General features: G+C 49.9%; 17 protein-coding genes. 3 read left to right on the top strand and 14 right to left on the bottom strand.

Features of this window, described 5'->3' with window-relative positions; translation table 11 throughout:
* Nucleotides 1-534 precede the first annotated feature (534 nt).
* Together JIE71_RS00295 and ybeY are read left to right on the top strand one after the other, a co-directional pair.
* On the top strand, nt 535-1,608 hold the full coding sequence (locus JIE71_RS00295; protein ID WP_199506787.1) for a PhoH family protein: 1,074 nt from the start codon (nt 535-537) through the stop codon (nt 1,606-1,608).
* Between the two features lie 88 nt (nt 1,609-1,696).
* On the top strand, nt 1,697-2,287 hold the full coding sequence (ybeY, locus tag JIE71_RS00300) for an rRNA maturation RNase YbeY (RefSeq protein WP_228284474.1): 591 nt from the start codon (nt 1,697-1,699) through the stop codon (nt 2,285-2,287).
* A gap of 79 nt (nt 2,288-2,366) precedes the next feature.
* Here the strand turns inward: ybeY and JIE71_RS00305 are convergent, their stop codons facing one another.
* Complete coding sequence (locus JIE71_RS00305; RefSeq protein WP_199506730.1) at nt 2,367-3,323, bottom strand: mechanosensitive ion channel family protein; 957 nt, start codon at nt 3,321-3,323, stop codon at nt 2,367-2,369.
* A gap of 468 nt (nt 3,324-3,791) precedes the next feature.
* On the opposite strand from JIE71_RS00305, the gene JIE71_RS00310 reads away from it, so the two are divergent.
* Nucleotides 3,792-4,565, top strand: a complete 774-nt coding sequence (locus JIE71_RS00310) for a hypothetical protein (RefSeq protein ID WP_199506731.1) — start codon at nt 3,792-3,794, stop codon at nt 4,563-4,565.
* Nucleotides 4,566-4,689: 124 nt separating this feature from the next.
* Here the strand turns inward: JIE71_RS00310 and JIE71_RS00315 are convergent, their stop codons facing one another.
* The 13 genes from JIE71_RS00315 to JIE71_RS00375 form a co-directional block, all read right to left on the bottom strand.
* On the bottom strand, nt 4,690-5,502 hold the full coding sequence (locus JIE71_RS00315; protein WP_199506732.1) for a ferredoxin--NADP reductase: 813 nt from the start codon (nt 5,500-5,502) through the stop codon (nt 4,690-4,692).
* Between the two features lie 143 nt (nt 5,503-5,645).
* Nucleotides 5,646-7,124, bottom strand: coding sequence for an NADH-quinone oxidoreductase subunit N (locus JIE71_RS00320; RefSeq protein WP_199506733.1), 1,479 nt, complete (start codon nt 7,122-7,124; stop codon nt 5,646-5,648).
* A gap of 3 nt (nt 7,125-7,127) precedes the next feature.
* The gene (nuoM, locus tag JIE71_RS00325; RefSeq protein WP_199506789.1) at nt 7,128-8,750 is read right to left on the bottom strand and encodes an NADH-quinone oxidoreductase subunit M; all 1,623 of its coding nucleotides are present in this window, start codon (nt 8,748-8,750) and stop codon (nt 7,128-7,130) included.
* 4 nt (nt 8,751-8,754) lie between these two features.
* On the bottom strand, nt 8,755-10,629 hold the full coding sequence (gene nuoL, locus JIE71_RS00330) for an NADH-quinone oxidoreductase subunit L (protein WP_199506734.1): 1,875 nt from the start codon (nt 10,627-10,629) through the stop codon (nt 8,755-8,757).
* Nucleotides 10,630-10,633: 4 nt separating this feature from the next.
* Complete coding sequence (gene nuoK / locus JIE71_RS00335) at nt 10,634-10,942, bottom strand: NADH-quinone oxidoreductase subunit NuoK (protein ID WP_199506790.1); 309 nt, start codon at nt 10,940-10,942, stop codon at nt 10,634-10,636.
* 83 nt (nt 10,943-11,025) lie between these two features.
* Complete coding sequence (gene nuoJ / locus JIE71_RS00340; RefSeq protein WP_199506735.1) at nt 11,026-11,661, bottom strand: NADH-quinone oxidoreductase subunit J; 636 nt, start codon at nt 11,659-11,661, stop codon at nt 11,026-11,028.
* Nucleotides 11,658-12,218 (bottom strand): NADH-quinone oxidoreductase subunit NuoI, encoded by a 561-nt coding sequence (nuoI, locus tag JIE71_RS00345; protein WP_199506736.1) that lies wholly within the window; start codon nt 12,216-12,218, stop codon nt 11,658-11,660. The genes nuoJ and nuoI overlap by 4 nt, the downstream gene beginning before the upstream one ends.
* Before the next feature lie 112 nt (nt 12,219-12,330).
* Complete coding sequence (gene nuoH, locus JIE71_RS00350) at nt 12,331-13,365, bottom strand: NADH-quinone oxidoreductase subunit NuoH (RefSeq protein WP_199506737.1); 1,035 nt, start codon at nt 13,363-13,365, stop codon at nt 12,331-12,333.
* Between the two features lies 1 nt (nt 13,366).
* A complete protein-coding gene (gene nuoG, locus JIE71_RS00355; RefSeq protein ID WP_199506738.1) occupies nt 13,367-16,423 on the bottom strand; it encodes an NADH-quinone oxidoreductase subunit NuoG in 3,057 nt (1,018 codons plus the stop codon).
* 10 nt (nt 16,424-16,433) lie between these two features.
* Nucleotides 16,434-17,855 (bottom strand): NADH-quinone oxidoreductase subunit NuoF, encoded by a 1,422-nt coding sequence (gene nuoF, locus JIE71_RS00360; RefSeq protein WP_323126897.1) that lies wholly within the window; start codon nt 17,853-17,855, stop codon nt 16,434-16,436.
* Nucleotides 17,852-18,361: an NADH-quinone oxidoreductase subunit NuoE gene (nuoE, locus tag JIE71_RS00365; RefSeq protein ID WP_199506739.1), complete on the bottom strand. Its 510-nt coding sequence runs from the start codon at nt 18,359-18,361 to the stop codon at nt 17,852-17,854. Before nuoE ends, nuoF begins: the two co-directional genes overlap by 4 nt.
* Before the next feature lie 134 nt (nt 18,362-18,495).
* Nucleotides 18,496-20,268 (bottom strand): NADH-quinone oxidoreductase subunit C/D, encoded by a 1,773-nt coding sequence (nuoC, locus tag JIE71_RS00370; protein ID WP_199506740.1) that lies wholly within the window; start codon nt 20,266-20,268, stop codon nt 18,496-18,498.
* 52 nt (nt 20,269-20,320) lie between these two features.
* Complete coding sequence (locus JIE71_RS00375) at nt 20,321-20,992, bottom strand: NuoB/complex I 20 kDa subunit family protein (protein ID WP_199506741.1); 672 nt, start codon at nt 20,990-20,992, stop codon at nt 20,321-20,323.
* Nucleotides 20,993-20,995: the final 3 nt, after the last annotated feature.

Genomic DNA, 20,995 nt, shown 5'->3' on the forward strand with positions numbered 1-20,995 from the left:
GTTGTTTTTGCAGCAAATAGAGTATCACAAATCGCCCAAAAATCTGTGCGGACGTCTGTTATTTTATATAGACCCGCGTTGGGTAAATATAGTCAAATCAAGTTAAAAATGGTACGGCGAGATTAAAGGCTATTTTTTGCAGCATCAAAAGACGAAGTCACAGCAAGCAAGGAAAATAGCCTTTAATCGAAGGAAAATAGCCTTTAATCGAGTGTGTTTTTAACGCTATATCATTTTTATTTTGGCTTTACTATAAATTGCTCAGCTTACTGATACAACCGACCTGCGCCGCGCCTACCCGCACGGACAGCGATTGCAATCGGCATACAAAAACGCGGACGTGAATGCGCGCTTATTACTTGAATTTTAAAAACTATCAACCATAATGAAAGACGTACACCCGCTGCATCATTAAGCAACTTGCAGCCTGTGCTACCGTATTAACAATACGTATTGCTGATATGTTTTTTATATATCGTCCAATATGCGCTGCATATGGGCAACCAATACAAGGATATTCGCTTGACTGACACTATGAGCCGCCATGTAACGTTTGAATCACTCACGCCAGCACAGCTCAAGACCGTGCTCGGTGAATATAATAACCACATCAAATACTTACAAGACCGTTTAGACATTAAAATAAATCAGCGCCAAGGCGACTTTTTGTTGACAGGGGACATCACCGCTGTCGAGCACGCCGAGCGCGTCTTATACAAAATGGCTGACGAAGCCCAAAACCAGAAAACCAAAGACATCAGCCCTGAAGAACTGCACCTCATCATCCAGTCGAGCATCGCGCGTGATGAGGACGAAGAAGACGAGACTGACGACAGCGAGCATGATGACGACGCGCCCAATGACTTTACACCGATTAGCTTGCGTACGCGCAAAGGTCGTATCATTCCGCGAGGCGGCAATCAGCAGCGCTATGTCAAAAATGTCTTAACCTCAGATGTTTCATTCGGTATTGGCCCTGCAGGTACAGGTAAGACTTACCTTGCCGTGGCGTGCGCGGTCGATATGATGGAGCGCAATGAGATTGAACGTATCTTGCTGGTACGTCCTGCGGTCGAAGCGGGTGAAAAGTTGGGCTTCTTGCCTGGTGACTTGACCCAGAAAATCGACCCGTATCTGCGCCCTCTTTATGATGCGCTGTATGAAATGCTCGGCTTTGAAAAGGTCGGCAAAATGATTGAGCGCCAAATCATCGAAGTTGCACCCCTAGCCTATATGCGCGGACGCACACTTAACAACTCGTTTGTGATTTTGGATGAAGCGCAAAACACCACGCCTGAACAAATGAAAATGTTCCTAACCCGTTTGGGCTTTGGCTCACGTGCGGTCATCACAGGCGACATCACACAGGTCGATTTGCCTCGCGGACACAAATCAGGTCTCGCGCAAGCTTTAGACATTTTGAGTGGTATTGAAGAGATTCACATCACCAAGTTTGGCTCAAAAGACGTGGTACGTCACCAGCTGGTACAAAAAATCGTCGAAGCGTACGACGTGTTTGATGAAGAGCAAGAAATCCTTAAAGAGCGCCGCAAGCAAGAGCGCCTACGAGAACAAGAAGCCGCCCGCGTTAAAAGCGACGCTGAATAAATCAGCTTTTATGTTAAGCCGCAAAAAAAAGACCAGATACGCTATCTGGTCTTTTTTATGGCAATACACGCAATCATAAGGACACGATATGAACGACAATGCCCAAGAGTACACAGAAGATAGTGCAGATTCAGGCGTCTATATCAGCTTTGCTGAGGGTATGGACGAGGCACTTGCCAACCATTACGCGCCCGAGCGCTTGCAATCGTTATTTGATAGCACATTAGGCTATATCAGCGCGCAGATGCAGCAAGGTTTGGTACTGCCTTATTTTGCACAGATAGACGCAGACACATGGCAGGATAGGGACAAAACGGTCGATATGTATGTTACGAGCCCGACCGAGGGACGCGCCATTAACCTTGAGGCACGCGGCAAAGATTACGCAACCAATATTTTATCTTACCCAAGCGACTTGCCCGCCGATGTCTTGCCCATGATGCCTGAGATACCACTGGGTGAACTGATTGTCTGTCATGAGGTGGTTGTCCAGCAAGCCAAAGAGCAGCACAAAACCCTTGAGCAGCACATCAGTCATTTGTTTGTGCATGGTCTATTGCATCTGTTTGGCTTTGACCATGAATTGGGCGCGGCTGAGCAAGCCGAAATGGAAGGCTTTGAGATTGCGATTTTGGCGCAACATGGCTTGCCCAATCCGTATCTTGCTGACGAAGAGTAAGCATAAAAAAGGACGCGCTCATATATTTAGCGCGTCCTTTTTTATATAACTATTTTAAATTTTATTTTAATAAATGCATTTACTTATCTTGATTGGCTTCACTGGCAGAAGCGGCATTGACAGCAGCATCGTTACCCTTGGCAAGGTTTGGCGCATTGTCATCAGGCGTTGGTGACGGCAGCTTGTTTGCAGCACTCATACTGCTAACTAACGTGTCTAGCCCTTTAACATGCAAGCTGCGCTGCGGGAATGGAATCTCAATGTGTTCGCTATCAAGTGCGTATTTGAATTCTTCTAACAGCGCACACTGCATCGACCACCAGTCGTCGTTGGTTGTCCAGACGTTTAAGGTCAAGTCGACTGAGTTGTCACCCAAATTGGTCACACGCACAATCGGTGCAGGGTCTTTAAAGGCAACAGGATTTTCATCTGCCAGCTTTAACATTAACTGCTTGGCCGTTTTAATATCCGCATCATAGCCAATGCCGATAGTGATGTCCACACGGCGATTGGGCAGCATGGTATAGTTGGTGGTCGCTGAAGTGGTAATGTCGCCATTTGGGATAACAATAGCGTGATTGTTCACGGTCGTGATGTGCGTATTGACTAAGGTAATCTCAGTCACTGTACCCGTGTAGCCCTGAATCTGCACATAGTCACCACGCACAAACGGACGGAATACCACAATCATAATGCCTGCGGCAAAGTTAGATAATTGGTCTTTTAATGACAGACCAATCGCAACCGCTGCACCACCTAAGATAGCAACGACAGACGTGGTCTGTACACCGACGTTATTTAACGCGGCAAGCACCACAACCACCATCAGCAAACCATATAAAATACGGCCTAAAAAGCTGGCAACGGTTGCGTCCAAACGACTGCGGGTCATCAAACGATCTACGACTTTAATGACCTTTTTGGCGAGCCACTGCCCGACCACAAAAATGATGATTGCCAGCACAACTTTGGTCAATAAGACCAATGCGTTATCCGCCAACGTGCCAATATCAATGCTGTATCCTAAAAATTCCATAGCCGCCCTTTTCTGTCTTTTGTGTTCTTATCAGCATCATACGCTGTGCGCATGATGGGTTATTGTCATCTTTCTTAGCGTCGTCTTAGTAACACAGAGCAGTACTCTGCTGCCGCTCGTCTGCTTTTTCTTGGTGCGTATCATAACATGTGCGCTAATAGTATCACCATGGGCATGACCAATGGCACTATTGAGCGTATCAACTGCTTATTATGCTTAGTGTTCGTGTATATTTGGTAGGGTGGTTTGTATGGTTTCGGATATTCGCTACCCAAGAGGTCGATGGTTTGTTACGCTGGTACTTTGTTATATACTGATTGACGACACAATCACAGCTATAACTGCCCCATAAAATAACAACGCATATGGCAGCTGCCTTGTCAGAGCAACAGCGCACCCCTACATAAACAGCTATGGGCGATAGGCACGATTGTTGATGCTGCTTACTGTATATTATTTAGCATAAGGATGAATCACTTGAGTGACTTTGATACTACTGATGACTTTGCGGAACATCTTGGCGATCGTTTGAATGAATCGTTTGCCGATATCTGGAAAAATGTCGCTCAAAATGTCAGAAAGCTATACAGCAAGACGACTGATAAATTCGAAGACGAAATGCGTCTGCCAGTCGCGCAAAAATATGTCAATGACGCCTTGCAAAAATTCGTCACTGACAATGTCGCCTCTATTTTAGAGCTGCGTGTTGAGCTGCATGATGAATGGTTTCGCCTGTTTTGTACCATCAATGTCGCGGGTATCTATGTCGAAGTGGCGAGCAACTTCAGCCTCGTCCATGCCCAACTGGATCGTAACGTCCAGCGTTTTGTCTTTGGGCAACTGACCTACACTGACGTGCTCAATCTGCGCTGTGAGTCTTTTGTGAAGCGTCAAGGTATTAAGCTTGCGGTTTGGTTTTATCATAAGGTACTAAAAAAAGACCCGCTGGGCGTGATTTTGACCTATATTAATATTGCCCGTGCTAAAGACGATATCATTTATTTAGACATCCATCGCTGGCTAAAAAACAACAAAAAAATCATGAGCGCGCTGCACAAAGTACAAGTCAACTATGGCGAAGTCGAAGAAGAGCAGCTAATATTAAAGACCCAAGTCAACTACCGCGACCTCATTGGCAGCGGACGCGGCGAAGACATCTTAGGCGATGAAGACGAGCCAGAGCTGATGCAAGGACCCATTAATCCTATAGATGATGCCACCGAACCGAGCGCAACAACCTAAGCGTAAGGCAATAAAAAACGAACCATAACACCCAGTATAAAAAAGCCTCCAAACCACAATGTTTGGGGGCTTTTTTATACACAAAATCATTTACGACTAAAGAAAGACTGTCGCCAGCATTAGCTTACCAATAGTTTTCGACCGCAATATTGCCTTCACCGCGGCGATTCATCACCAGCCCCAATGACTTTAACGCCTCTTTGGTGTCGTCCACCATCTCAGGGTTGCCGCACAGCATCACATGGCTATGCTCAGTCGCCAGCGGCAAACCCACATGCGCTTGTAATGTACCGTCCAATAACAGCTTGGGCAAGCGCTCATTGAGTACACCGTCATGCGTCTCACGGGTGATGATGGGCACAAATATCAGTTTGGCAGGGCTATCTACCAAACTGCCAAAGTCGTCTTCCAAGGTTTTGATTTTGTCCACATACGCCAGCTCGGCTTCGCTACGCGCACTGTATGCCAATACGATATGCTCGTAGTCTTCCCACGTTTTTAAGTCTTGAAGCATCGACAAAAACGGCGCAACGCCCGTACCTGTCGCGAGCAGCCACAAGTCTTTGGGCAAAGGCGCTTGATAGCGTGCTAGAGTCAAAAAGCCAAACGGCGTGGTATTTAATAAAAGGGTATCGCCGACTTCTAAATGCTGCAACTGCGAGGTAAACGCGCCATCAGGAATGACGATAGAAAAGAATTCCAGCACCTCGTCAAAGGGTGACGACACAATGGAATAAGCACGAAAGACCGCTTCGTCTTCGACGTGCTCGCCACTATCTTGGTGGTAGCAAAGCTGCGTCGGGTTGACGCCCAAGCGCACAAACTGCCCTGCAGTAAATTTAAAGCTGGTAGGACGGGTGACCGTAAAGCTAAACAAATTGGGCGTCCAAGTGGTTTTGCTCAGCACCTTGACGGTTTGGATATTATTTTCGCTCATAGCATATTGTCTTTAATCAGGATAAGAATGAATCGCGGTAAGATAAAAACAGCATATAAAAAAGATGCGCCAAGCTTATCATAAACTGGCGCATCTTGGGCTGTCTCAGCGTATCGCAGTCGTGACTGCGTTGGCGCGTAAGCTTACCAAATCGCTGCTAAGGTTGACCATTCAATCATCTTGGCAGGCAAAATACCAAAGTACAAGACCATCGCCGTCACTGCCAGCACCATGATACCGCCCATACGTCCCGCCCATGCTTTATTGACATCAAACTCGATGTGGGCTTTGGGACGCTTAAATAAGGTTAGCATCACGCGCAAGTAGTAGTACAGACCGATGGCACTACCTAAGATAATCATACCTGCTAAGAACCAGCCCCCTGTTTGTACTACCGTTAGGATAGCAAACAGCTTGGTAATTAGACCTGCAGTCAGCGGTACACCCGCCAGTGAGAGCATCATGATGGTCATGACCGCCGTCAAAATCGGACGACGCCAAAACAGTCCTTGATAATGCACCAAGTCGTCTGCCTCGCCTGAATTTCGATAAGGACTCGATATCAAGGTCACCACGCCAAACGCACCGATAGAGGTAAAAGCATATACTGCCATATACATACTGCCGACCGTGGTCGCTGCAGCGGTCGCACTGACGATAACAATCAGTACATACCCCATGTGCGCAATCGATGAATAACCAAGGATGCGTTTCACATTGTTTTGACGTACAGCCAATAAGTTACCGACCAAGACAGACAAGCACGCCATGACAATCAAGACAATCTGCACGCTTGGCAAGGCAAGCAGCGCAGTGTCCAATAAAAAGCGAATCGCCAAGGCAATGGTCGCAACTTTAGACACCGAAGCCAGATAAGTCGCCACTGGCGCGGGCGCACCCTCGTATACATCAGGCGTCCACGCATGAAATGGCGCGGCCGACAGTTTAAACGCGATACCAAACAGCATCAGCGCCGCACCCAAGATGAGGATTGGCGAGCCGAACAACTGCGGCAAGACCGCACTGATAGAACGGAACGCCAGTGAGCCCACTTCCGCATAGATAAATGCCATACCCATCAAGAGCGTCGCCGATGCGGTAGCAGAGAGTACCAGATACTTGAGCCCCGACTCCAGCGAGCGCTCACGCAAGTAAGTGTAGGCAAGCATACCGTATAGCGGTACAGACAACAGCTCAAGGCTCATAAAGAACGCCGCCATGTGCTGCGCGCAGACCATCAGTAGCGCGCCTGCGGTTGACAGCAGCATCAGCAAATACAGCTCGTCTTTATTGTCTTTTAGGTTACTTAAATAAGCATACGATAAGGTGGAGCACGCGAGCGCACACACGAGCACAATCAGCATGTTAAAGCGGGCAAAGTTGTCCACCACAAACAGCTGGTCAATGGTTGGCGCGGCCGTACTAACACCAAACACCCCAAAAATCTGTAGCGCCAACAGTACCAAACTGACGTTTAAGCCCACCATGGTCACTGTCGCGGTAACGGTGTGCGAGCGTTTTACGGTGATGGCAATCATGACCAGCAGTATCGTCAATACCACCACAATCACAGGTGCGTAAGGCATTAGCCCCATCAAATCACTCATTACAAATTCATTCATGACCTAACGAGCCTCCATTGCATCAAGCAGTTGCGTATTGATTGAACCGCCATCGCTATAAACATAAGCATTACTAATCCACTGCATCGCATGGCTGGACGTATCCAATATAGGCTGTGGGTATAGACCGAGCCAAATCAAGCCCGCCGCAAGAAGCAACAGCAATGACAGCTCGCGCTTGCCCAAATCTTTAAGACGGCGCTCTGGCAATCCATGCTGCTTGGTCGCTTGAAACGCCACTTGTTTAATGTTGTTTTGTCCAAATAAGGCACGATAAATCAAAATCAGTGAATACAGACCTGCCAAGACCAAACTGATCGTCGCCAATACGACAAACGTAGGATAAGCGGCAAACGAGCCGAGCAAAATCATAAACTCGCCAATAAAGTTACCTGTGCCTGGAATACCAAGGAGCGCAGCACAGAAGAACATCAGCACAGGCGCATAGTAGCGGAACTGACCCCACATACCGCCCATCAAGGTCAAATCACGCGTATGTAGACGCTCATAAATCTGACCTGCCATGATGAATAGTGCCGCCGAGCTTAAACCATGTGCCAGCATCTGAATCATCAAGCCTTGTAAGCTGAGCAGCGAGCCGACATAGATGGCGAGTACCACAAAGCCCATGTGCGAAATACTGGTATACGCCAGCAGACGCTTCATATCGGTCTGCATAAAGGCAAGCCACGCACCGTAAAAAATACCAATCGTACCCAAAGTAATCGCAATCGGCGCAAACTCTTGTGATGCGGCAGGAAATAATGGCAATACAAAACGAATCAAGCCATAAGCGGCCGTCTTAATCAACACCCCTGCCAAGTCCACCGAACCTGCGGTTGGGGCTTGCGCATGCGCGTCAGGCAGCCAGCCATGAAACGGCATCACAGGCAACTTGACCGCAAAACCGATAAAGAAGCACAGCATGATGGGATATTCCCAGCCGCCAAGTGGCGTACCGAGCAAATCATTGTAGTTAAAGCTGACCGCGCCTCTATAGTTATAATTAATCAGTACCAGCATCAAGATGCCGACGAGCATAATCAAACCTGAGGCTTGGGTATAAATAAAGAACTTGGTCGCCGCATATTCTTTGGTTTTGCCGCCGACCACATCATGACCCCAAAGGGCAATCAAGAAGTAAATCGGAACCAGCATCATCTCCCAAAAGAAGAAGAATAAGAACATATCGATGGCAAGAAACACCCCGATAACGCCGCCCAAGCTCCACAGCAAGTTTAAATGGAAAAAGCCCACACGGCGCTGAATCTCATTCCAAGAACATGCCACCGCTGCCACACCGAGCAATCCTGTCAAGCCAATCATTAATAGCGACATACCGTCCATCGCTAGATGAAAGCTGATACCGAAATCAGGTATCCAAGGCAAAACAAACTGTGCTGTCCACGGCGTGGCCGCTTGAGCGCCAATGGCTTGCTCACTCATACCAGCAAACTGCCCTGACTGCCACAGTACCAGCGTCAATGCAAAGGTCAGCATCATACCAATAAGCGCAATCCAGCGCGGCAAGCGCTTATTAAACCGCTCTACCACCCAACACAGCAATCCGGCAATAAAAGGTATTGCAATCAATGCTGGCAGCATCCAATTTTGTTGAAACTCCATCATGTTATACCACCGTCATCATTACCAGCACCAACAGCACAGCCATACCCAAGCCAAAGCTTGCTGCATAACCTCGAAGTGAGCCCGTCTGCGTCGCAGACAATGCCTTATTCCCCGCCGACACCAGCATGGGCAAAATGTTCCACGTCTTATCAACAGGGTCAGATTTAAGCAAGCGCCCGATGAGCAAAAAGGGCTTCACAAACACCACATCGTACAAGGCATCAAAGCCTAAACCGTGATAGCACCATTGATACAAGGCATTGCCCACACGTGATGCTTTGAAGCGCGTCAGCATACGTCCCTTGTCCAGCACATACAGTACGACTGCAATCAGCAAACCAATACCCATCGCCGACATCGCGATAATCTCTGCCGTATGCTTGCCATGCGCCTCGCCTGCCAGCTCCATCATGTGCCCAACACTTTCAGGCAAGACGCCTTGTAGTGGTGGCGTAATCCACGCACCCACCGCCGTTGATAGCACGAGCAGCACGCTCAGTGGCAACCAGTACGACACGCCTGACAATTTGTGCGCGTGTGTCTTTTCTTCACCAAAGAACACAATCCAAATCATACGGAACGTGTATAGCGCGGTTAAAAACGCCCCGAACACGCCCATATAGAACAGATACTGATGCCCTGTGGCATAGACTTCCCACAAGATGGCTTCTTTAGAATAAAAGCCGACCGTCACCCACGGAATCGCCGCAAGTGCCCCGCCACCAATGACAAAGCACCAAAAGACCAGCGGAATCTTGTGACGCAAGCCGCCCATCTTAAAAATATTTTGCTCATGATGAACAGATAAAATCACCGCACCTGAGGCTAAGAACAGCAGTGCCTTAAAGAACGCGTGGCTCATCAAATGGAACACCGCGCCTTGCCATGCACCGACGCCGAGCGCCAAAAACATATAGCCAATCTGACTCATGGTCGAGTATGCCAAAATACGCTTGATGTCCGTTTGCGCCAGCGCACAAAAACCCGCGACAATCAGCGTAATCGCACCCACAGCGCCGACCCAATACAGCAGCACACCAGGCGTTAATAAGAACAAAGGATGCATACGTGCAATTAAGTACACGCCTGCCGTGACCATCGTCGCCGCGTGAATCAATGCCGATACAGGCGTCGGACCTGCCATCGCATCCGCCAGCCACGTATGTAGCGGAATCTGCGCCGACTTACCCATCGCGCCGCCGACCAACATCATCGTGGTCAATACCATCGTTGGGTTATTGACCGTAAACACCTCTGGCGCACGGGTGATAATGTCTTGAATGTTTAACGTACCAAACTCGCGGAACAATAAGAATAAACCAAAGGCCAAGAACACATCGCCCACACGCGTAACCGTAAATGCCTTGATTGCCGCACGCCCATTGGCGCGCTCATGATAATAAAAACCAATCAGCAAATAAGAGCAGATACCCACGCCTTCCCAGCCGAGGTACAGCAGTAATAAGTTGTCGCCCAAGACCAGCAAAAGCATACTGGCAACGAACAGGTTCATGTAGCTAAAAAAGCGGGCAAAGCCTGTTTCGCCATCCATATACCATGACGCGAACAAATGAATTAAAAAGCCCACGCCCGTAATAACACCCGTCATGGTCAAGGCAAGACCATCAAAGCTGAGGCTAAAACCAGGCGCAAAATCGCCGACCTGAAACCACGTCCATAGCGGCAGCTGTACCACCTCGCCCGCAGGATAAGTGGTTAAAAAAGTAAAGCTGACAAACGCCGCCGTGAGTGCCGAGAGTAGCATACTGCCCACCCCAACCACAGTCGCTGCCATCTGTGACAAGCGGTCACGCATAAAGGCTAAAATCAAAAAGCCAATGAGCGGAAATATAAAGGTGAATGGTAATAAACTCATGACATCATCCTTTCATCTCATTGGCGCTATCGACATCTAAATGCCCGCGCTTATGATAAAACTGCAACAATATGGCAAGACCGATCGAGGCCTCAGCCGCTGCTAAGGTCAAAATAAAGATAAACATAATCTGTCCATCAGGGTCTGCCCAGCGACTGCCCGCCACAACGAACGCCAGCGCTGCCGCATTCATCATAATCTCAAGGCTCATCAGCATGAATAAAAAATTGCGGCGTACCATGACACCGCATAGCCCGATAGCAAACAAAATCCCTGCCAGTATCAGACCGTGCGTCATCGGAATCGAACCCAGTACTGCTACCGTATCCGCCATCGGTGGCACATAGCCCGCCACCTCATGCGCAAAAGGCTCTACTGCATTTACTGCTTGTACCATCACTCAGACTCCTTTTGTGCCTTACGCGATTTGCCCACATAATCTTTGGGGTCGACCAACTCGTACTCATACGGCTTTGGCGCCTTGGCGGGCTTATCATAGTCAATGGCATCATCCAACGACTTTTTGCCCAAGTGATAGGCCGCAACCAGTGCTGCTAATAATAAGAGCGCTGCCACTTCGACAATCATCACATATTGCCCAAACAGCGACACACCGACCGCTTTTGCCGATACTGTCGTGCCACCAATCATCGCCGCCTCATTCGGCTGCAGCCCAATCATGGCGTACAGTACGATGGCGATAATAATGGTAAGTCCTGTCGGTACTGCCCACGTCTTGGCATCCAGCCAGCGCTCTTCACGCGCATCGCTGTCCATGCCAAGGTTTAGCATCATGATCACAAAGACGAACAGCACCAAAATCGCGCCCGCGTAGACCACAATCTCAAGCGCACCAGCAAAGGGCGCCCCTAAAACAAAGAAGATACCCGCTACGGCTAACAGCGACACAATCATCGACAAAATAGCGTGTACAGGATTGGCGTGAATCACCACACGCAGGCTGGCAAAAATCGCCACCGCGGCAAGCGAATAAAAACCCACCAAATCGGGATTGTTCAAAAACTCCATCATGGCAGTAAGCTCCGTAGATCCACAGGGGCAGCTTCGTTTTGGGCAGCGCCTTTTGGCTTGTCTGCCACCGCCATACCCGTCACGCGATAGTAATTATAGTTGGGATATTTACCCGGCCCTGAGATGAGCAGATGCTCTTTTTCATAGACTAAGTTTTGGCGCACATACTCGCCCAGCTCAAAATCAGGAGTCAGCTGAATGGCAGTCGTCGGACACGCCTCTTCGCACATCCCGCAAAAGATGCAACGCGAAAAGTTGATACGGAAAAACTCAGGATACCAGCGCCCATCGTCACGTTCTGCCTTTTGCAGCGAGATACAGCCGACAGGACAGGCGACCGCACACAGGTTACACGCCACGCAGCGCTCGTCCCCATCAGGGTCACGCGTCAGGACAATGCGTCCACGAAAGCGCGGCGGCACAGGTACGGGCTGCTCAGGATACAAAATGGTATCACGCGGTCTGAGCGCATGACTGTTGACCATCCACATACTACGGACAATGGTAAAAATACCAACGACGGTCTTTTTTATGCTCGTAAAAAAAGGTGCTAACATGGAACTTTCCTTTGCGTATTTTGCAATGCTCACTCAATGAAGTTCGCTTTTATCACAACAAACGCGCTCGCCAATGAGCCGTTTTTTATTCTTAGGTCTCATGCACTAGGCACTACGCCATCATTAACATCACCGCCGCTGTCGCCAGCAGGTTGATTAAAGTCACAGGCAAGCACACTTTCCAGCCAAAATTCATCACCTGATCATAGCGTGGGCGCATGAGCGAGCCACGCGCTAGAACAAACATGGTCATAAAAAATAACGTCTTTATCATGAACCAAAACGCAGGTGGAATAAACGGAATATCAAGGTTAAACGGTGCCAGCCAGCCGCCAAAAAACAGACACGTCATCAGCGAAGAAATTAGCACCACGTTGACATACTCACCGATAAAGAACATACCAAACTTCATGCCCGAATACTCGACATGATACCCTTCGGCAAGCTCTTGCTCGGCTTCGGGTTGGTCAAAAGGATGACGGTGCGTTACCGCAACCCCTGCCACCACAAAGGTCAAAAATCCCAAAAATTGCGGAATGATATACCAGCCATCCGCTTGTGCTTCGACAATCGCGCGTAGGTTAAATGAGCCTGTCAACGCCACCACGCCCATCAAGGACAAGCCCAAAAAGACCTCGTAACTGATGGTTTGCGCCGCAGAACGTAAGCCACCAAGTAGCGAGAATTTGTTCGCTGACGCCCAGCCACCGAACATCACCGCGTATACCGCGATACCTGCCATCGCAAAGAAGAACAAAATGCCAATGTCCCAATCTGCCACGCCAAGGGTCGGCGATACAGGAATGATGGCAAAAGAGGCAAGCGCGGTAAACATCGCCACCGCAGGCGCTAAGGTAAAGATAAACTTATCGGTAAAATTAGGCGTCCAGTCTTCTTTAAAGAAGATTTTAAGCATATCGGCGACCAGCTGTAGCGAACCAAAGGGGCCAACACGGTTTGGACCATAGCGGTCTTGCCACAATGCCAACATACGGCGTTCATAAACAATCATTAAGGCGGCGACAATAACCACCGCCAAAAAGATAACAATCGACTGCCCGACCATAAATAAAATCGACCAGGTGTCTTGGCTTAACGTGTTTGCCAAAAAGCTTGGCACCTCAGGGATAATACGGGTCACTTGCATATCACATCTCCTGTGCGGTGCTGGCAGCACGTGTGTCTTGAGCCAAGCGCTCAGCGTCATCATGCATCAGCCCTGTGGTGGTCACAGGCGCCGCAACTTTTTGTACCGACGCTGGCAGCTGACTGTTCAAAATCGGCACTTGTCCTGACAGATAGCCAATACAGCCCTCTGCCAAATACGGCACGATGCTAACGGGCAAGGTCACGTCGGTACCATCAACGGTAATCATCAGATAGTCTCCCGCCACAACGCCCCACGCCTGCGCATCGTCTTGTGCGATATACCACATCGGCGCAATCATTTGCGTTGCAACCAGTGGACTGCGTGATGCCATTGGCGAGCTGGCGTACAGATTGTACAGCGGCACGAGCTTGGCTTGATGATGTGCCATATCGGTGCTTGGCATATGGCGACTTTCAGGCGCGACATACTGACGCGGTGCAAGACGTGGTAAGCTGTCGAACAGACGTACGCCTGCATCGCCATTTTTAAGATGACCACCGACCTTGTCTTGGTATTTGTTCCATGCTTGTGGCGAGTTCCAGCCTGCCGACTGCGCGAACGGAATCATCGCGCTTGGGGTTTTGTCGCCACTATAGCCTTCCATAGAGAAGGTTAAGCTGGTGTCCAAATCCTTAGGCTGCATCGGCTCGTGTACCGAAATGGGCGCACGCATGGCAGTACGACCTGAATAACGGCGCGGCTCACGGGCAATTTTTAGCCCCGTAATACGGTAGTCAGCATCAGGCGCGGCGTTTTTGATATCCGCAAGTTTGGGATGCGTAGCAATCAAGGCATTAATCACATCATCAAGCTGCGTCCAGTCCACAGGCTTGCCTTCGAGGTTGCTGTGTACCGCATGCAGCCAGCGCCAGCCTTCTTTAATACCGCTCATCGGATGATAGTAGCGGTTGTCATAGACTTGGAAAAAGCGCTGGGCGCGACCTTCGGCAGAGACGAGCGTGCCGTCCGCTTCAGCAAAGCTTGCCGCTGGCAATACGATATCGGCATGGCTGTGCCAATCGAGCAGCTGATGATCCAGCGCAATCACGGTCTTGTCACTGAGCAGCTGCGCCAGCTTGTCTTCAGTCATCACATCGGTCAGCTGATTTTCAGCGACCACGACGACATCAAAGTCATTCGCCAGCAGTTCTTCTACCGATTTACCGCCGAGCAGCGACACACCGATGCTGTTGGCATCAGGAACCGCGAGGTAAATACCCGCCACTCTTGCGTAATCGGTATTTTCCTCTAGCAGCTCTAGCGCGTCCGCAGGCTCACGCTCAAGGTCATCTTGCGCGTCTTTGTTGGTGCCTGTTTCAGGTTTGTCAGGTTTTGCCGCCAGCTCTTGGTCGTCCTCAAGCGCATCGCCCGCTTGCTCATCGGCTGCCGCTTGCGCGGCACGGACACGCGCATTGTGCGCTTCGATATGCTCATGCTCGTGGTCTTGGATGGCGGTACGTTTGGCGCTTAGCGCTTGGGTAATTTGCGCCGCCGCTTCAATAACCGCGACCGAATATAGGCTGCTGCCTGAGACCACCAGTGGCTTGTCTGCGCCAATCAAATCATACGCGATTTGCTGGGCAAGCGCGTACATGGGGTCGTCATGGTCATCACTTGGCGCGCTCAGCTCAGCGCGTACTTCGGGCAAGCTATCAATCGCTTCGGCAACTTTAAAGCCCAATTGTGCGATGTCTTCAGGCGTCGCCACACAGCTGACTTTGCTGATGTCATCAAGCTTGGTTTGTGCCACGTCGATGATATAAACAGGGCTTTTTGCGCCTTGGCTGATACGCTGCACAGGCTCAGCAAGCCACGGCTGAGTTTTGGTCGCCGCCGCCATTTTTACCGCTTCATTTTTTGCCGACTGGCGGATAGACAGTGCCACACGTGCCGCCGTTTGCGTGATGTCTTCACCCAAGACTAGCACCGCATCGTGTTTTTCGATATCGGTTAAGGTAGGGTTATAAATCCCGTCCGTGCTAAGCACCTCGATACATTTATTGACCAAGGTTTGCTGCTGGTGGTTCAGACCCGTTGAGTAGTTGTCAAAGCCGACCAGGTTTTTTAGGGCAAAGTTGGTCTCAAGGCTGGCACGCGGTGAGCCAATACCGATGACCTTTTTGTCTTTAATGCGTTTGATGGTTTCATCGAGCGCATAGTCGATGCTGATTTTGGCGTGTTTGTCATTAATACGCTCAAGCGCTTGGGTTGGGCGGTCAGCGCGGTTGACGTAACCATAACCAAAGCGACCACGGTCACATAAGAAGTAACGGTTGACGTCGCCGTTATAGCGGTTTTCGATACGACGCAACTCGCCATAGCGCTCCCCTGCCGAGGTGTTACAGCCGACTGAGCAGCCATGACAGATGCTCGGCGCATACTGCATGTCCCATTTGCGGTTGTAGCGGTCAGAGTGCGTCTTATCGGTGAACACCCCTGTTGGGCAGACTTCGGTTAAGTTGCCCGAAAACTCACTTTCAAACTGTCCGTCTTTGTCACGACCAAAGTACACGCGGTTGTTTGACGCATACACGCCCAAATCTTCACCACCTGCGTAGTCTTTATAAAAACGCACACAGCGATAGCACGCGATGCAGCGGTTCATCTCATGCGCGATAAAAGGTCCAAGCTCTTGGTTGTGGTGCGTGCGCTTGGTAAAGCGGTAACGGCGGCGGTTGTGCCCTGACATATAGGTCATGTCTTGTAAGTGGCAATGTCCGCCCTCTTCGCAGGTTGGGCAATCGTGCGGGTGGTTGGTCATGAGCAGCTCGACCATAGATTTACGAAACGCTTTGGCTTCGTCATCGGTCACTGAAATGTACATATCATCGCTCGGCGCGACCATGCATGACATGACCAAGCGGCCGCGACCTGCTTCTAAATCTTCTTTGGACTGGTACTGCTTAACCGCGCACTGACGGCATGAGCCGACTGAACCGAGCGCGGGATGATAACAAAAATACGGCACATCAATGCCAAGGGACAGACACGCCTGTAATAGGTTGTCCGCGCCATCGACTTCAACGGTGCTTCCATCAATATGAATGACTGCCATGCCGCTCTCCTTATTTCGCTGCTGACTGCTGACTGGCAGCGTCTATGACATCTTCACCGACCCCTTGGACGATTTTTTGGTCAAACTCAGGGCGGAAATATTTGATCGCACTCATTAGCGGCTCCATAGCACCTGGGGCATGAGCGCAAAAAGTCTTGCCAATCCACAAATCGCGGGTCAAGCCTTCTAGTTTTTCGACATCGCCGACTTGTCCTTCACCATCATTGATGGCGGTCAAAATCTTGACCCCCCATGGCAGACCATCACGGCAGGGCGTACACCAGCCACACGACTCACGTTGAAAGAAAATCTCCAGATTGCGTACCAATGGCACCATGTCTTGTGCCTCATCGACGACCATGATCAAACCTGTGCCCATACGGCTGCCTGCCTTTTGAATGGGGTCAAAATCCATCACCACATCTAAATGCTCAGCGGTCAAAAAGTCGGTCGATGCGCCGCCAGGCAACCATGCTTTGAGCGTGCGCCCCTCTTGCATGCCGCCTGCAAAGTCTTCGATAATCTCGCGTGCGGTGTAGCCAAAAGGCAACTCCCAAAGACCAGGATCATTAACCAGACCTGAGCAGCCAAACAGCTTGGTGCCTGGGGTTTCGCTTGCGCCTTTGTCTTTAGGCAAGTTCTGATACCATTCGCTACCGTTTAACACGATGGCGGGCACGTTATTGAGCGTTTCGACGTTGTTGACCACGGTTGGGCGACCCCATGCCCCTGCCACTTGTGGAAATGGCGGCTTGGTACGTGGGTTTGCGCGGCGACCTTCTAGGCAGTTAATCAATGCTGTTTCTTCACCGCAAATATAACGCCCAGCACCTGTGTGTACGTGCAAATCAAAGCTAAAATCTGAGCCTAAAATATTGTCGCCGACCAGATTGTTTGCCTTTAGCTCATCAATCGCCGCCATCAAGCGCTCAGCGGCTAAAATATATTCACCGCGAATAAAGATATAGCCTGCGGTTGCACCGATGACATACGCTGAAATCAGCATGCCTTCGATAAGCTGCATCGGCAGACGCTCCATCAACAGACGGTCTTTAAACGTGCCTGGCTCCATTTCATCAGCATTACAAACAAGGTAACGCGGCCCCCCATCGGGTGGCGCCATCAGTGACCACTTGATACCCGCTGGGAAACCTGCACCGCCGCGCCCTTTGACCACCGCATCTTTGATGGTTTTTAAAATCTCTTCAGGCGGCTTCGACAGTGCCATTTTTAGCGCTTCAAACCCTTGTAAGGATTCATAAGTGGCCAAATCAAGCACCGCGTCATGATGCGCCAAGCGCCATGTTAATGGCTTGGTCTTACTGTTCGCGGTTTCTTTATCGCCATAAATAGGGATGCGCTGCTTGTTCAGCTGGCTTGGGGCTTTACCCTGACCACGTTTGGCAATTTGCTCAGCAATCGTTAATCTCATGCGTATAGCTCCAGTAGTTGGGCGACATCGTCAGGCTGTACAGGACCGTACGTGTCCTCGTCAATCAACACCGCAGGACCTTTGTCACAGTTGCCAAGGCAGCAGATGGGCAACAAGGTAAAGCGTCCATCAGCAGTCGTCTGTCCGTACTCAATACCCAGCTCTGTACGCAGGCGCGCTGACAGTGCCTCATAGCCTGTTAGGTAACAGGCCACCGAATCACAAATCAAAATCACATGACGACCGACGGGCTGACGGTAAATGCGGTTAAAAAAGGTCGCAACCCCTTCAACGTCAGTGACAGGAATATCGAGCATATTGGCGACGGCATTGACTTGGGCATCATTGACCCAGCCGTTACGTTTTTGCACGATTTTTAGCGCATCTAATGAGGCAGCACGGGCGTGCGGGTAATGATGCATGTACTCATGAATGGCGGCAATTTCGCTCGCGGTTAGGATGCTCTCGACATCGACTTTGGGCGCTTTGTCAGAAACTATCTTCATAATCTTTTGTTATCCTCACTCATCACGCAATCAGTGACCTGACGGCGTCTGGTGTGCCTCTTGGCGATACTGGTATGAATACTCTTTTTGTGATTGCCTCACGCTTGACGCAAGGCAAAATTTTTATGTTGCATTTAGCGGTCACAATCCGCCATGACGATATCAATCGATGCCAGATACATAATCGCATCAGATACCAGCGAGCCATTAATCACCGATGGCATCTGCTGCAAATGCGCAAACGTCGGGGTGCGAATGCGCGTGCGATAGCTCATGGTGGCGCGATCTGAGGTCACATAATAACTGTTGATGCCTTTGGTCGCTTCAACCATCATCGCGCTCTCGCCAGCGGGCATTACAGGGCCCCACGATACCGATAAGAAGTGGTTAATCAAAGTCTCAATGTCGTTTAGCGTGCGGTCTTTGGGTGGTGGTACAGCCAGCGGATGGTCAGCCTTATACGGACCTTGCGGCATATGGTCAAGACACTGACGGATGATGCGCAGCGACTGACGAATCTCTTCAACCTTGATCACGCAGCGGTCGTAGGCATCGCCGTTGTAACCAATCGGCACTTCAAAATCAAAGTTTTCATAGCCCATGTATGGACGCGCTTTACGCAAGTCAAAATCAATACCTGTGGCACGTAAACCTGCGCCTGTCACGCCCCATGCGAGGGCTTGCTTGGCATCGTACTGTGCCACGTTTTGGGTACGTCCTTTTAATACGCTGTTTTGCAGCGCTGCTTTGACATATTCATCCAAACGCTTGGGCATCCAGTCAAGGAACTCGCGCACCAAACGCTGCCAGCCGCGTGGCAAGTCCGCTGCTGTGCCACCGATGCGGAACCACGCAGGATGCATGCGATAGCCTGTCACCGCCTCTATCACGTCATAGGCTTTTTGGCGGTCGGTAAACATATAGAATACAGGCGTCATACCACCGGCATCCTGAATAAAGGTACCGACATACAATAAGTTATTGGTAATACGGAAAAATTCACTCATCATCACGCGGATGGTTTGAGCGCGGTCAGGCACGGTAATGCCCGCCAGCTTTTCGACCGCCATCACATACGGCAGCTCGTTCATCACCCCGCCGAGGTAATCAATACGGTCGGTATAGGGAATGTATGAGTGCCACGTCTGACGCTCTGCCATCTTTTCAGCGCCGCGATGGTGATAGCCAATATCAGGGATACAATCGACCACTTCCTCACCGTCCAGCTGCAATACAAGACGGAACGCACCGTGCGCTGAAGGGTGATTAGGACCGATGTTTAGGAACATAAAGTCCTCATCACGCCCTGAGCGTTTCATGCCCCACTCTTCAGGCACAAAACGCAGGTTTTCTTGCTCGTATTGCTGCTTGGCGGTGTTCAAAAAGTACGGCGTAAATTCAGTAGCGCGCGCGTGATACTCTTTACGCAGCGGATGCCCTTCCCAATATTTGGGCAGCAAAATACGTGTCAAATGTGGATGACCATCAAACACAATGCCGAACATGTCCCACACTTCGCGCTCATACCAGTTGGCGTTTGGCCAAATTTTAGTGGCGCTGGGTAGGCTTAGTGATTCTTCGCTTAATGCCACCTTAATACGCACATCGCTGTTACGCTCTAGCGACATCAAGTGATAAAACACCGTAAAGTCACTGTCAGGCAAGCCTTGGCGGTGCTGGCGCAAACGCTCATCAATGGCGGATAAGTCAAACAAAGTCACATACGGCTTTGGCAATGTACGCAGATACATCAACACATCAAGCACGTCATTACGCGATACCCAAACAGTAGGAATCTCGTCGACTGTCTGCTGCACCACAAACTTGCCCGCAAATTTTTGTTCCAGCTCCGTGATGACTGCTGGTACGGATTTGATCTTATCTTTATTTTCAACGACCGTGACCATGAATGATGTCTTCCTTCATTAATCCTAAAGGTACTATAATTGTGAGCGGGTGCTAATCGATACTGTCAGGGCTGCGCAAGTTTTTGACCGCGATTCTATCGGCTTGTTTGCGATCACGCTCAGGCGTCATCTGCGGCTGATAGATGCCTTGATCATTGACATAGATGCCTAACGGTCGACGCTCTTTAGTAATAGAGTCTTGCAGTAGCATCAACGCTTGGATCAAGGCCTCAGGGCGTGGCGGACAGCCTGGCACATAAACATCGACAGGAATGATTTTATCCACGCCTTGCACGACCGAATAGATATCGTACATACCGCCTGAGTTGGCACACGCGCCCATGGAGATGACCCACTTTGGCTCAAGCATTTGCTCGTACAGACGCTGAATAACGGGCGCCATTTTAATAAAGCACGTACCTGCGACAATCATCACATCCGCCTGACGTGGGGAAGCACGAATAACCTCTGCGCCAAAGCGTGACAAATCGTGTACCGCTGTCAAGGTGGTGGCGTATTCTACGTAACAACAAGAAGTACCGAAGTTAAATGGCCATAGCGAATGCTTGCGTCCCCAGTTGGCACTGGCATTTACCATCTCTTCTAGACGCCCCATAAACACATTTTTATTGACCTCATCTTCGATAGGGTCGTTTACGGTTTGGCGGGTCTGTGCAGGATAGGTTTCTGCATCAGGATCGGCTTTGGTCAATGTGTATTTCATAAC

Source organism: Psychrobacter sp. bablab_jr014 (assembly GCF_016464015.1).
Taxonomy (GTDB): Bacteria; Pseudomonadota; Gammaproteobacteria; order Pseudomonadales; family Moraxellaceae; genus Psychrobacter.